Below are 14,261 nucleotides of genomic sequence, written 5' to 3' on the forward strand. Positions count from 1 at the left end.
ATTAGTTTATTGCCCTATACAAAGTAATATCTTTCCCTTAAAATGCCGCGCCTTTCGCATAGCTTATTGTGCGACTAACGATTTTTAACCGGAAAGCTTGCCTTTCCCTTACCAGTAAACACAGGAAGAAGACCTCAATGGTAACTATTCGTCTGTCTCGTGGTGGCTCTAAAAAGCGCCCTTTTTATCATCTGACCGTAACCAACAGCCGCAGCGCCCGTAATGGTCGTTTCATTGAGCGCATTGGTTTCTTCAACCCGGTTGCTCGTGGTCAAGAAGAGCGTCTGCGTATTGATGCGGATCGTTTGCAATACTGGGTTGGTCAAGGCGCACAATTCTCTGAACGCGCTGAACAGCTGGTTAAAGAAAGCAAAAAAGCGGCTTAATTGCCTCGCCAAATAAATAGTTGAAGGCGCCTGATGTCTGCGGAATCTAATTTAGTTAATGTTGGGCGAATTACCGCTGTTTATGGTGTAAAGGGGTGGGTGAAAATCCACTCTTACACTGAGCCGCAAGATAATTTATTTGAGTACCAGCCCTGGTTTTTAAAAACCAAGCACGGTGTTAAAAAAATTGAGATCGATGAGGCCCGACCTCATGGTGACGCGTATGTCGCTCATATTGTCGGTATTGATGATCGTGATTTGGCAGCACAGTACACTGCAGTCGATATTGCAGTAGAGCGTAACCTCTTACCTGAGTTAGATGATGGTGAGTATTACTGGAGCCAGCTTGAGGGTTTGGTAGTGTTTACCCGGTTTAGTGGTGAGCCTCAGCGTCTCGGGGTAATTTCCAAATTAATGGAAACTGGCGCAAACGATGTATTAGTTGTTGCGGCAGATGCACAGAGTATTGATCAGCGCGAGCGTTTGATACCCTATGTTCCCGAGCAGTTCGTGCTAGCTGTTGATCTAGATGCTGGCGAAATGCTGGTCGATTGGGATCCTGAGTTTTAAATTATCTTAAAACTCAAAATTTTGGCGTAAACGCTGTGAGGCGAGAGGGGTAATCGTCAATTGCTTAAAATTGCGGTTGTTTCCATTTTTCCTGACATGTTTAACGCGATTGCCGGTTTTGGGATAACCAGTCGCGCAATCAAGCAAGGTTTAGTGGAATTAAAAACACTAACTCCGCGTGATTTTGCACATGATCGTCATTCAACGGTAGACGATCGCCCCTTTGGTGGCGGTCCCGGTATGGTGATGATGGTGCAGCCACTGCGCGATGCTATAGCTGCCGCCAAAACTTGGGCAGGTGATGATGCAAAAGTCATCTATCTCTCACCCCAAGGACGCACGCTGGATCAATCTGGTGTAGCTGAGTTGGCGAGCTACAGCAATATGGTGTTGGTGGCGGGTCGTTACGAAGGTATCGATGAGCGATTGATACAAACAGTTATCGATGAAGAATGGTCCATCGGTGATTACGTGTTAAGTGGCGGTGAGCTGCCAGCAATGGTGCTGATCGATGCAGTAACACGGCTGATTCCAGGTGCTCTTGGGCACGCACTTTCAGCAGAGCAAGATTCATTTACGGATGGTTTATTGGATTGCCCCCATTACACTCGTCCTGAAGATTTTGAAGGAATGCGTGTGCCGGAGGTGTTGGTATCCGGTAATCACGAACTGATTCGGCGCTGGCGCTTGAAACAAGCGTTAGGGCGAACGTGGCTGAGAAGGCCCGATTTATTGCGTGCAATAAATTTAACCGAGGAGCAGCATAAGCTGTTGACGGAATATCGTCGTGACCTTGATACGACAAACTCTAGCTGTGAAGCTATAGACTCTTAGGAGAATATCAATGAGTAACCCAATTATTCAGGCGTTGGAAAACGAACAACTGAAAGCAAATCTCACCGAGTTTTCACCAGGCGACACTGTTGTTGTAAACGTGAAAGTAAAAGAAGGTGATCGCGAGCGTGTACAGGCTTACGAAGGTGTTGTAATTGCCATTCGTAACCGTGGTCTTAACTCTGCATTCACTGTGCGTAAAATTTCTCACGGTGTAGGTGTTGAACGTACCTTCCAAACTCACAGCCCGATGATCGACAGCGTAACCCTGAAGCGTCGTGGTGATGTGCGTCAAGCCAAACTTTACTACCTGCGTGACCTTACTGGTAAGGCTGCTCGTATCAAAGAGAAGCTGGTATAAGATTTATTGCGGTGCACTTAGCCTGTGGGTTAAATACATCGTACGTAAAAAGCCGGACAGGAAACTGTTCCGGCTTTTTGCATTTTTATGGGCATGTTATTAGTTGCTGGAGATCATTTAAACCGTTACAGTCCTTTAAGAAAGTGCTTCGGTGTGTGGTGTCGGAATATGAGTGATGGAGTTAAAGCAGAAATATCTGGGGCAGATACCCAATTGATAGCGGAGTATCTAGATGCTATTTGGATGGAAAAAGGATTGAGTGGCAATACTCAGGAATCGTACCGACGCGATCTTGAGCAATTTGCTTCTTGGTTATCAAACGTGGGGGCTGATCTGGTCGGTGTAAATACCATGTTAGTGCAGCAGTATTTGGGTGAGCGCTTACAGGCGAATTTATCCAGTCGCACAGCGGCTCGTTTTCTATCTTGTGTGCGTGGGTTTTATCGGTATTTGTTGCGCGAAAATAAAGTGGCAGAAAATCCATTAACGCTTATTGATAATCCTAAATTATCGCGTTCTTTGCCGAAATCTTTGAGTGAAGCTGATGTCGAAGCATTGCTGGCTGCGCCTGACCTTGGTGACCCTGTTGGTCTGCGCGACCGCACTATGCTTGAAGTGCTTTATGCGTGTGGTTTGCGTGTTAGTGAACTGGTAGATTTGACGATGTCACAGATTAACCTTCGCCAAAATGTGATTAGGGTATTGGGTAAGGGTAGCAAGGAGCGATTAATCCCGATGGGGGAGGAAGCTTCTGCATGGTTGGCTCGCTATTTACGAGAAGCGCGACCTGTGTTGCTGAATAATGTGCCTGATGAGATAGTATTCCCTAGTACGCGTGCGCAGCCTATGACGCGTCAGACCTTTTGGTATCGCATCAAACATTGGGCGATGGTTGCTGGAATTCAAAAAGATTTGTCCCCTCATACCCTGCGCCATGCTTTTGCGACACATTTATTGAATCACGGGGCGGATTTGCGTGTGGTACAGTTGCTGCTCGGTCATAGCGATCTATCAACGACCCAAATTTATACCCATATCGCAAAGGTTCGTATGAAGCAGCAGCATGCTGAACACCATCCGCGCGGTTGACTGATAATAGGTGTGGTTTAACCTCATATTATTTTCACTTTTTTAAGAGATATATAGATGATAAAAATATTAAAAAAACTCGGTTTTATCGCCTTGGCTGGTTTCTCGCTGGGTGCATTTGTTGCAATACCTTTAGCGTCTGCTCAAGGTGACCTCTTAAAGCGCAAAACCACAGAGGAAACCATTCTGGAAAAGCTGCGCCAAGCGCGTCCCGACATTAATTTTGGCGAGCCACGTCCTGCTGTTATTAAAGGGCTTTATCAAGTACAAGTTCCCGGTGGTCCGTTGTTGTTTGTGACACCTGAAGGTGACAAGTTTATAGCAGGTGAGATTTTTGGGATTGATGCGACAGGTTTTTCGAAAATTGAAGATCCTTATGTCATTGAGGAGCGTAAAAAAGCGCTGGCAAGTTTAAGTGCAAAAGACAGTATTAACTTCAAACCAAAAGGTAAGGCCAAAGCAGTTGTTTATGTTTTTACGGATATTGATTGTGGTTATTGCCGTAAATTGCACAGTCAAATGCATACTTATAATGAGGGTGGTCAGGAAAAACCAGGTTATAACGATCTGGGTATAGAGATACGTTATCTGGCTTATCCTCGTGCAGGAATTCCCAGTCCATCGGCAGATAAGTTGGTTTCAACCTGGTGTGCGAAAGACAAGCTGGATGCTATGACAAAACTGAAGGCAGGTCAGACGGTAGCTAACGCAACTTGCGATAATCCAGTTGCAAAACAATTCCAGTTGGGTGGCCAATTAGGTGTTAACGGAACACCGGCATTATTTTTACCAGATGGTAAGTTAATGCCTGGCTATTTGCCGCCAGAGGAGTTGGCAAAAACCTTGGGTATATAAGCGCTTGCGGAGATTTTGGAGGTCGGTCGGGACTTCTTTTACCCTGCCTTCACCGCGCAATTGACACTGACGGCCACCATGAGTATGGTGGCCGTCTTTTTTAGTATTGGCGTAATTTTCACTAGCATTTGACGAGGAATTCACCTTGAAACCGGTAAGAATTGGCATCTGCGGTCTGGGCACCGTGGGCAGTGGTACAGTAAATATTCTCACGCGCAATAAAGCGCTGATTGATGCCCGTGCCGGTTGCGACATTACCATCGTACAAATTGGTGCGCGCCGCGATAATCCAAACTGTGATACCTCAAAATACAATGTGACACGTGATGTATTTGATGTGGCCAACAACCCGGATGTTGATGTTCTGGTTGAGGTCATGGGGGGTACTACCGTTGCTAAGGATTTGATTCTTAAAGCGATTGAAAACGGTAAGCACATCATCACTGCCAACAAGGCGCTCATCGCCCATCATGGAAATGAAATTTTTGCGGCCGCAAAAGCCAAAGGTGTAACGGTTGCATTTGAGGCGGCTGTTGCTGGTGGTATTCCCATCATCAAAGCAATCCGCGAAGGCTTGGCAGCTAACAATATCGAATGGTTGGCCGGCATCATCAATGGCACCGGAAACTTCATTCTTACAGAGATGCGTGACAAAGGTCGCTCCTTTGAAGATGTGCTTGCTGAAGCCCAGGCATTGGGTTATGCCGAAGCTGATCCTACCTTTGATGTTGAGGGGATCGATGCGGCACATAAGTTGGTGATTCTGGCGTCGCTCGCGTTTGGTATTCCTTTGGAAATTAACAAGGTATTCACCGAGGGTATCACCAAGATTGCCACCGAAGATGTAACTTATGCAGAAGAGTTGGGATATCGCATTAAAAACCTTGGTATTGCTCGTCGTACCGATAAAGGCATTGAGTTGCGTGTTCATCCCACGCTGATTCCCGAAAAGCGTTTGATTGCCAATGTTGATGGTGTGATGAATGCGGTTTTGGTCAAAGGGGATGCAGTGGGTGCTACCTTGTATTACGGGGCCGGTGCTGGCGCAGAGCCAACCGGTTCATCAATTGTCGGTGATATTGTCGATGTGGCGCGCACCTTGACTGCATCCCCGGAACACCGTGTTCCCTATTTAGGCTTCGGTGCAGAATTTGTGTCTGCACAGCCAATTCTGTCTATTGAAGAGGTGGAGACTGCTAATTATCTGCGCATGTCGGCGCAGGATAAGCCTGGTGTACTGTCAAAAATTGCGACCATTTTGAGTGATTCCGGTATTAGTATTGAAGCGATGATTCAGCGTGAGGCAACAGAGGGTGAGTCTACTGTGCCGCTCATCTTGCTTACTAATAAAGTGCAAGACAAAAAGCTCACTGCAGCGATTCGCAGCATTGAAGCGCTGGACTCAATTAGTGGTGCGGTACAGCGCATCCGTGTTGAAGCATTGAAATAATTAAGGGGCCTAATCTTGAAATACATAAGCACCCGCGGCCTAGCGCCTGCACTCAGTTTTGAAGAAGTGGTACTCACCGGCCTCGCACCTGATGGCGGTTTGTATGTGCCCGAAACCCTGCCAAAATTTACCAAAGAAGAAATTGCTTCCTGGGCAGGTTTGTCTTATCAAGAACTCGCGTTTAACGTGATGAAACCCTTTATTGCTGGTGCAATTAGCGATGAAGAGTTCAAAAAAATTATCGCTGATGCCTACGCGACTTTCCGTCACGATGCTATCGCGCCGTTGGTGCAGACCGGTCATAACGAATGGATTCTGGAATTGTTCCAGGGACCAACGCTTGCGTTCAAAGATTTTGCACTGCAATTTTTAGGTCACTTGCTTGATCACTTGTTGAAAAAGCGCAACCAAAAAGTAGTGGTGATGGGCGCAACCTCCGGTGATACCGGTTCGGCTGCAATCGAAGGCTGCCGCCGCTGCGATAACATTGATATTTTTATCATGCATCCGAACAATCGTGTATCGAATGTTCAGCGTCGCCAGATGACCACCGTACTTGCACCGAATGTATTTAACATCGCGCTCGAAGGTAATTTTGATGATTGCCAGAATATGGTGAAAGCCAGTTTCGGCGATCAATCATTCCTGCCTGAAGGCCGCCAACTGGTTGCCGTAAACTCGATTAACTGGGCGCGTATCATGGCGCAAATCGTGTATTACTTTTATGCCGGTTTAGCATTGGGTGCCCCGCATCGTCCTATCGCCTTCTCGGTTCCCACTGGCAACTTCGGCGATATTTTTGCTGGCTATCTCGCGAAACAAATGGGACTGCCCATTGACCAGTTAGTGATTGCGACTAACAGCAATGATATTTTGCATCGCTGCATTAGCAGTAATGATCACAGCAAAAACCAATTGCAACACACCTTGTCGCCGAGTATGGACATTATGGTGTCGAGCAACTTCGAGCGTATGTTGTTTGATTTGTATGACCGCGATGGCAATGCAATTCGTCAGCTGATGGAAGATTTTAAATCCGGCAGCATGACCCTGAAAGAATCAGCATTGGCGCGCGCGCGCGAATTGTTCACCAGCCATGGTGTGAGCGATGAAGTCACTATCGATGTGATTCGCTCGGTGTTTGACCGCACCGAATATTTGCTCGATCCACACACTGCGATTGGTGTTGATGCGGCGCGTAAAACCCGTCGTCGTCAGGATATTCCGATGGTTATTTTGGCTACAGCACATCCGGCAAAATTCCCGGAAGCGGTACGTAAAGCAGGGCAGGGCGCAGATCCGGTATTGCCTCACCATATGCAAGATTTATTTGAGCGCGAAGAGCGCTACACGGTATTGCCGCAAGATCTTGCCAAAGTGCAAGAGTTTGTTGCTGCCAATGTGCGCAAATAATTTTTATTTATCGTGCTAACAAACGCCGCAGGGAGCAGTCTCTGCGGCGTTTTTTTATTGTTGCGAATCAAACTTTAATTAATTATCTGAGTTAAAAAAGTACTTATGCAAAAAGCTATCCGTCGTCGAGAGCTGTCGCCCACTATTGAATTTACTGCAGCAGTACATCCTTTGTTGCAACGTATTTATGCGGCGCGCGGAGTGCTGAGTGAGCGCGAGCTGCAATATCCCTTGTTGAATTTACATAAGCCTAATTTCAAAGGTTTACCTGAGGCGGTAAGTATTTTGGCCGATGCCGTTGTGGCACAAGCCAAAATAATCATTGTGGGTGACTTTGATGCGGACGGCGCTACCAGCAGTGCACTGGCGGTGTTGGCATTAAAAGCCATGGGCTTGCCGGATGTGGATTTTCTGGTGCCCAATCGTTTTGAATATGGTTACGGCTTGACGCCAGAAATTGTTGCCGTTGCGGCTGCGCAGCAGCCGGATATTATTATCACGGTGGATAACGGCATTTCCAGTATCGATGGTGTAAATGCCGCGCGTGAATTGGGGATTGCCGTAATCGTTACCGATCACCATTTGCCTGGGGCTGAATTGCCTGATGCCGATGCGATTGTGAATCCCAATCAGCCCGGTTGTGAGTTTCCCAGTAAAAATCTTGCCGGTGTTGGCGTTATTTTTTATGTAATGAATGCCTTGCGAGGCGAGTTACGGCAAATGGGTTGGTTTGAAGAAAGTGGCTTTACCGAACCTAATATGGCGAGTTTTTTGGATTTGGTCGCACTGGGTACTGTCGCGGATGTAGTGCCATTGGATTACAACAACCGCATTCTGGTCGCTCAGGGCTTGCAGCGTATTCGCGCCGGAGTTTGTCGCCCCGGGATAAAAGCTATGTTGGAAGTCGCGGGTAAACAAGCGCATAAATTGGTTGCGAGTGATTTTGGTTTCGCGTTAGGGCCGCGCTTAAATGCGGCGGGGCGTTTGGATGACATGTCGCTCGGCATTCAATGTTTGATGTGCGAGAGCGAAAATCTTGCACGTGAAATGGCAGCACAGCTGGATGAACTGAATCGCGACCGCAAAGCAATTGAAACAGGTATGCAGCAAGAGGCGATGGCCATGCTGCAAAAAACTTTGCAGGCTGATGCCGCGAGTTTGCCTTGGGGTTTGTGTTTATTTGATGAGACTTGGCATCAAGGTGTTATTGGTATTTTGGCGTCGCGTATCAAAGATAAATACCATCGCCCCACAATTGTTTTTGCCGATGTTGGTGACGGTCAAATTAAAGGTTCTGCGCGCTCGGTGCCCGGTTTTCATATTCGTGATGCATTGGATGCAGTCGCTGCTCGCCATCCTCATTTGTTGCAAAAATTTGGCGGCCATGCAATGGCAGCAGGGATGAGTTTGTCGCGCGAACACTTTGATGATTTTGCCCAAGCGTTTGATGCAGAAGTTCGTCGCCACTTGGATGATGACGATTTACAAGCAATTGTTATTAGTGACGGTGAATTGACCGCACCAGACTTTTCACTGCAATTGGCTGGTCAGTTGCGCGACGCTGGCCCATGGGGGCAGCATTTTCCTGAGCCAACCTTTGATGGTGAGTTTTATCTGTTGCAACAAAAATTGGTGGGCGCCAATCACTTAAAAATGACGCTTGCGGTTGACGTACAGGGGCAACAACTGATTGATGCTATCGCCTTTAATATTGATCCAGCGCTTTGGCCCAATGCCCATCTACAAAAAGTACGGGCGGCGTTTAAATTGGATATCAATGAGTTTCGCGGTAAATCCAATTTGCAGTTGCTGGTCGATTATCTTGAGCCTATTGCACCATAAAAAGCATTGAAAGCTATGCTAGCTGAATAGCAGCTACTGCAACATTTTTTCCAGTGCTGGTTTTACATTATTTACGATAATGGGTTGTGCTTCAGCGGTGGGATGAATGCCATCTCGCTGCATCAGCTCTGGTCTACCGCCAATACCTTCAAGCAAAAATGGCACCAGTGCGATGTTATTTTTCTCCGCCAGTTTCGGGTAAAGCTCTTTAAATTGATTACTGTAGCGCGCTCCGTAGTTAGGGGGAATTTGCATGCCAGTCAGTAATACTTCTGCATTATTTTTTTTACTGGAATCAATCATGGCTTGTAAATTCTTTTCGAGCAGTTTTAGCGGTTGACCACGTAGGGCATCATTCCCCCCCAGTTCCAATATGACGATATCCGGTTTGTGTTCATTTAACAGTGCGCCTAAGCGGTTGTTCCCACCAGAGCTGGTTTCGCCACTCACACTGGCATTAATGATCTGCACATCATTTTTTTTCGTTAATTCTTTTTCAAGCAAGCTGACCCAGCTTTTCTCAATGTCTATGCCATAGCCCGCACTTAAGCTGTCACCCATGACCAAAACTTTAGTCGGCTGTTGGGCATACACATCACTGATGGCAATTGTCAGGAGTAAAAACAGGTAAATCTTCAGTTTGTTCATGGTTATCAAAATCCTATGCCCATAGAATGGACTTATTGGTGTTTCTGAACGTTCTCTCATCTGGGTTAAACAATCATCCAGACTACTCATCGGATAAAGGTTACTTAATTATGTCTGCTGTTGCTATGGTTCAAGCAAATTCAGTTACCAAAGAAGTTAATACGCAAGAAGGAACCTTAAGGATTCTTCATCCCATCTCAATTACCGTAAATGCTGGTGAATCGCTGGCGATAACCGGTGCCTCAGGTTCTGGTAAGTCAACTTTATTGGGCATTCTTGCCGGTTTGGATGTGCCGAGTACAGGTGAAGTAATTCTTAATGGGCACAACCTCTCTCTGTTAGACGAGGAAGGGCGTGCAAAAGTTCGCGCCGGCAACGTGGGATTTATATTTCAATCATTTCAGTTATTGCCCGGATTAAGTGCTCATGAAAATGTAATGCTGCCGCTGGAGCTGCGCGGCGATAAAGCGGCAAGTAGTAAAGCACGCGAGTTCTTGCAGCGTGTTGGTCTGGAGCAGCGATTGCAACATTACCCGCAACAGTTGTCGGGTGGTGAGCAGCAGCGGGTGGCAATTGCCCGTGCTTTTGCGAGTGAGCCTAAAGTGTTATTTGCCGATGAGCCAACCGGAAATTTGGACAGCGCAACTGGTGCACGTATTATCGAACTATTATTTGACTTGAATAGTGCGCAGGGAACGACGCTGGTTTTTATCACCCACGAGGAGCGTTTGGCGCAGTTGTGTCAAAGTCGTATTGAATTGGCGGCCGGTGCTTTGGTTTCCGGACGGGAGTAATAGCGATGAAATTGGCAATTAATTTATTACGACGTAACTGGCGTAGCGGCGAATTAAAACTCTTAGGGTTTTCATTAATGCTCGCCGTTGCAGTCTTGAGTGGCATCGCTATTTTTACTGATAGACTGGAAACCACCTTGATCAGTGAAAGTAATAGTGTGCTGGGTGCAGATTACATTGTGCGTGGCTCTAAACCACACGACAACGCTTGGAATACTGTTGCGGAACAGGCAGAGATTAAACACACTCGTTCGGCATTATTTTCGTCTATGGTATTTGCTGGCGATGAAATGCATCTTGCGTCGGTAAAAGCGGTAGATCAAGGTTACCCACTGCGTGGTCAATTTGAAGTTAGCAAAATTCCATTTGCGATGAATTCTGCTGATATTGAAGTTGCCAGTGCAATTCCGGATCCTGGCGAAGCTTGGGTTGATTCACGTTTATTACCGCTATTAAAAATTGAATTGGGTGATAAGGTTGCAGTAGGCGAATACGACTTGCGTATTACCCGTGTTTTGATTCGTGAGCCTGACAGTGCCAATCCATTTAGCATGACTGGTGCGCGGCTGATAATGAACATTGCCGATTTGGAAAAAACTCAAGTTGTGCAGCCGGGAAGCCGGGTTGACTATCAATGGTTGGTTGCCTCGGATGATAACAATCGCTTAAAAAGTTTTATTGATGATTTAAAACCGCAGCTAAGTAAACATCAACGACTGGTGGATATTAACTCCGCTCAAGAACGGGTGGGGCGTACATTAGATACTAGCCGCCAATTTTTATTGCTATCGGCGGTTATTGCGGTATTGCTGGCGGGAGTTGCGATTGCAATAACCGCGCGCCAGTTTTCGGCGCGCCATACTGATCAAGTGGCGCTTATGAAAAGTCTCGGTGCGAGTGCCGGTCGTATTCGTTCACTTTATGTGTCACAGCTTATTTTCCTTGGCATTATCGCGTCGCTGATTGGTTTATTTATTGGCGAGTTTTTGCAACGCTCTGTAGCTGTCAGTCTGCAGCAGGTTTATCAAATACGCTTGGGTGCGGCAAATTTTTATCCTTATGGGTTGAGTTTTTTTAGCGGAATATTGTGTTTGGTTTTTTTTGCATTGCCTGCGCTTTGGCATTTACCAACCATCCCGCCGCTCAAAATTCTTCGCCGTGAATTAGCGGTCAACATGCCGCAGATTTGGTTGCAAGCATTGCTTGCACTGTTGGCTGTATTGGTGTTGGTAATTTTATTTAGTCGTGATATCGAGTTGGCGTTAAGTATTAGCGGCGCATTGCTGGCCGTGATTCTTATTACCATTGCCGCGGCTTATGGGTTGTTGTTGCTGAGTAAAAAAATGGTATTGCACTTGGGTGGTTTCTGGCGTTTGGCATTTGCCAATTTGCAGCGTCAGCGTGGCCAAAGCCTGATACAGATTTTGGTGTTTTCTATTGCGATTATGCTGTTGTTTACACTAACGATTGTACGCACCTCCTTGATTGAGGAGTGGAAGGTGCAAGTACCAGATGAAGCGCCCAATCATTTTCTCGTCAATATTCCCCCTGCTGAATTGCAAGATGTGCAAGCTATTCTGGCTGAAAATCAGGTTCGCCCCGAACCACTTTACCCAATGATGCGTGCGCGCTTGACTCATATCAACGGCGTAGAAACAACAGAGGAGCAGCGCTCGGTTGCAAACGCATTGCGGCGTGAATTAAATGTCACTTGGTCAGACACTTTGGCAGAGGATAATAAAATTATCACTGGTTTGTGGTGGGATAAATGGCAGCGCAGTGCAGCTAATTTGCCGGGTGTGTCAGTAGAAGTGGATACCGCTAAAGAAATAGGGCTAAACATCGGCGATAAATTACAGTTTTCATTTGGTGGATTATTGCTCGACGCAGAAGTTGCCAGTTTTCGTAGTTTGGATTGGCGCAGCATGAGGCCCAACTTCTTTTTCATTTTTGAGCCAGGGTCATTAGATGCCTATTCACCAACGTTTATCACCAGTATTTATTTGCCAGCCGATCAGAAGTCGGTCATTAACAAGTTGTTGTTGGATCACCCCACTATTTTGGTGATGGAGTTGGATCGCATTATTGGCCAAATCCGCAGTATCATTAATCAGGTAAGTGATGGTGTTTTACTGGTGCTCTGGTTAACGCTGATCGGCGGCTGTTTGGTGTTGCTTGCGGCAGTGATGGGGAGTATTGCTGCGCGTAAACAGCAGGCAGGATTGTTGCGAGCCTTGGGTAGCCCCCGGAGTATGATTGTGGGCAGTATTTGTGCGGAGTTCGCCATACTCGGTTTTCTGGCAGGGCTGATTGCTATTATTGGTACCGAAATATTATTAATTAGCCTGCAGACTTTCGTTCTGGAAACTCCGATGCAGCCCCACTATATTTACTGGTTGATATCGCCGCTGAGTGGCGCGGTATTTGTTTCAGCATTGGGCTATATTTGTTGCCGCCACACAGTTACAACACCACCGGCAGTCGTTCTGCGTGAAGCGGCGTAATGATTGTTTTCTGGTAATACTCTGCAACAACGCGCGTCATACAATAGTTACTTCAACTCTAAACCCGGTGTGCCGGGTTTAGCTATTTACGTACATCTCTTGTAGTTAATCACTATGAAACCTGCACATAAACCCATGCCGCAAAGCCGAGTATTAGATAAAGGCATTTGGGGCATGAGTCGCCCTATGTTTCTCGATCAGGCAGTGACTTACACGATTCCGCTGATCGATATGTATTTTCTCAGTCGCATTTCAGATAGTGCAGCGGCGGCTGTTGGTGCAATCACGCCTCTGGTGTTTGTGGCTAATGCTTTTTTAATTGTGAGCGCGTTTGCTGGTGCTAGCATCGCAAGCCAGCGTATCGGGGCGAATGATTACCTTCGCGGCAATGCCACTATCGCTGCCTATGCAATTTTTGTTGTGGTACTTGCCTTAATCGCCGCATTAGCGGTGAACCATGGCGGCCCATGGGTTGCCACTGCTATGTCATTAAGCGGTGAGGTCGAGCAGCACGCGCGCACCTACTTGTCGATTATTGGGTGGATGGTGGCGCTGTGGGGTTGCCGTGTTATCTATCAAACAATTTTGAATATATATGGTGAGCCGCAATGGAACACCTACAGCAATATTATTTTATTTGGAGTGAATATAATCGGCAATGCGATTGCGGTGTATGGGTTTATGGGGATTCCGCCTAGCGGTGTTGTGGGTGTTGCTATTGCCAGTATTATTGCAGCAGGGGCGAGTTTATTATTTGTCGTTGTGATTGTGCATTTCAAGTTGCGTATTCATATCCCGCTACATGAGGGCTGGAAAAACTTTTCAGTACTAATGGCTCCTGTACTTATGATTGCCGCCCCCTCTGTACTTGAACCTATGTCATTTCAGGCTTATATGATTGCACTTAACTGGATCGCAGCGGAGGTGGGCGATCTCGCGTTAAAAGTAAAAGTCTATGCCTACAATACGTTTCTCTTTTGTTTAATGATTTCCATTGCACTAGGCATGGCGACCGAAGCCATTATTGCTCAGCGAGTAGGGCGCAAAGAATTCGATTTGGTTGATAAGCAACTAAAGCAGAGTTTGAAAATAGCACTTATAGGCACCACAACCTTGGCGCTTATGTGGTTGGTATTCAATCAATCTATTTTGAAAATGTTTAGCAATGATCCAGAGGTTATTGCGATCGGTGTATGGGCATTTGTATTGAGTTTTTTGGCCGAGCCATGGCGTACGGTAAATATTGTTGTGGGAGGTGCCTTGCGCTGTGCGGGTGATGCAACTTTTACGTCGGTTTCCAGTATTGCAGTAATTTGGCTGTTCTCTGTCCCGCTTGCTTATGCATTGGCTATACCCTTGGGGTTTGGGCTTTATGGATTATTAATAGCAGCCATACTTGATGAGTTATTGCGTGCCCTAATAAAAGGTTGGCGCTGGAAGCAGGGGAAATGGATGCATACTGGAATTGCAGCGCGCGAAGCGCGCGCGGCAGATTTCCGCTAGGTCTGGTGTGAG

General features: G+C 46.6%; 13 protein-coding genes. 12 read left to right on the top strand and 1 reads right to left on the bottom strand.

Features of this window, described 5'->3' with window-relative positions; all coding sequences use genetic code 11:
- Positions 1-137 precede the first annotated feature (137 nt).
- From rpsP to recJ, 9 genes are all read left to right on the top strand, one after another.
- On the top strand, positions 138-386 hold the full coding sequence (gene rpsP / locus NNX04_RS00915) for a 30S ribosomal protein S16 (RefSeq protein ID WP_007642190.1): 249 nt from the start codon (positions 138-140) through the stop codon (positions 384-386).
- Between the two features lie 33 nt (positions 387-419).
- A complete protein-coding gene (gene rimM, locus NNX04_RS00920) occupies positions 420-956 on the top strand; it encodes a ribosome maturation factor RimM (RefSeq protein WP_261947188.1) in 537 nt (178 codons plus the stop codon).
- Between the two features lie 96 nt (positions 957-1,052).
- Positions 1,053-1,790: a tRNA (guanosine(37)-N1)-methyltransferase TrmD gene (gene trmD / locus NNX04_RS00925; protein WP_007642188.1), complete on the top strand. Its 738-nt coding sequence runs from the start codon at positions 1,053-1,055 to the stop codon at positions 1,788-1,790.
- Between the two features lie 4 nt (positions 1,791-1,794).
- Positions 1,795-2,151, top strand: coding sequence for a 50S ribosomal protein L19 (gene rplS / locus NNX04_RS00930; RefSeq protein ID WP_255321701.1), 357 nt, complete (start codon positions 1,795-1,797; stop codon positions 2,149-2,151).
- A gap of 168 nt (positions 2,152-2,319) precedes the next feature.
- Entirely contained in the window at positions 2,320-3,240 is a 921-nt protein-coding gene (xerD, locus tag NNX04_RS00935; protein ID WP_007642186.1) for a site-specific tyrosine recombinase XerD, read from the top strand.
- A gap of 57 nt (positions 3,241-3,297) precedes the next feature.
- A complete protein-coding gene (locus tag NNX04_RS00940; RefSeq protein ID WP_007642179.1) occupies positions 3,298-4,095 on the top strand; it encodes a DsbC family protein in 798 nt (265 codons plus the stop codon).
- A gap of 145 nt (positions 4,096-4,240) precedes the next feature.
- Positions 4,241-5,545, top strand: coding sequence for a homoserine dehydrogenase (locus NNX04_RS00945; RefSeq protein WP_261947189.1), 1,305 nt, complete (start codon positions 4,241-4,243; stop codon positions 5,543-5,545).
- A gap of 15 nt (positions 5,546-5,560) precedes the next feature.
- Positions 5,561-6,958, top strand: a complete 1,398-nt coding sequence (gene thrC / locus NNX04_RS00950) for a threonine synthase (protein WP_261947190.1) — start codon at positions 5,561-5,563, stop codon at positions 6,956-6,958.
- Between the two features lie 105 nt (positions 6,959-7,063).
- The gene (gene recJ, locus NNX04_RS00955) at positions 7,064-8,800 is read left to right on the top strand and encodes a single-stranded-DNA-specific exonuclease RecJ (protein ID WP_261947191.1); all 1,737 of its coding nucleotides are present in this window, start codon (positions 7,064-7,066) and stop codon (positions 8,798-8,800) included.
- Between the two features lie 33 nt (positions 8,801-8,833).
- Here the strand turns inward: recJ and NNX04_RS00960 are convergent, their stop codons facing one another.
- On the bottom strand, positions 8,834-9,538 hold the full coding sequence (locus NNX04_RS00960; RefSeq protein ID WP_261947192.1) for an arylesterase: 705 nt from the start codon (positions 9,536-9,538) through the stop codon (positions 8,834-8,836).
- A gap of 20 nt (positions 9,539-9,558) precedes the next feature.
- Here NNX04_RS00960 and NNX04_RS00965 point away from each other — a divergent pair, with 20 nt between their 5' ends.
- The 3 genes from NNX04_RS00965 (at position 9,559) to NNX04_RS00975 (ending at position 14,249) form a co-directional block, all read left to right on the top strand.
- The gene (locus NNX04_RS00965) at positions 9,559-10,242 is read left to right on the top strand and encodes an ABC transporter ATP-binding protein (RefSeq protein ID WP_261947193.1); all 684 of its coding nucleotides are present in this window, start codon (positions 9,559-9,561) and stop codon (positions 10,240-10,242) included.
- 5 nt (positions 10,243-10,247) lie between these two features.
- The gene (locus tag NNX04_RS00970) at positions 10,248-12,746 is read left to right on the top strand and encodes an ABC transporter permease (RefSeq protein ID WP_261947194.1); all 2,499 of its coding nucleotides are present in this window, start codon (positions 10,248-10,250) and stop codon (positions 12,744-12,746) included.
- 114 nt (positions 12,747-12,860) lie between these two features.
- Positions 12,861-14,249: an MATE family efflux transporter gene (locus tag NNX04_RS00975; protein ID WP_261947195.1), complete on the top strand. Its 1,389-nt coding sequence runs from the start codon at positions 12,861-12,863 to the stop codon at positions 14,247-14,249.
- The last annotated feature ends 12 nt before the right edge of the window (positions 14,250-14,261 follow it).

It is taken from the genome of Cellvibrio sp. QJXJ (assembly GCF_024452345.1).
In the GTDB taxonomy this organism is placed as follows: domain Bacteria; phylum Pseudomonadota; class Gammaproteobacteria; order Pseudomonadales; family Cellvibrionaceae; genus Cellvibrio.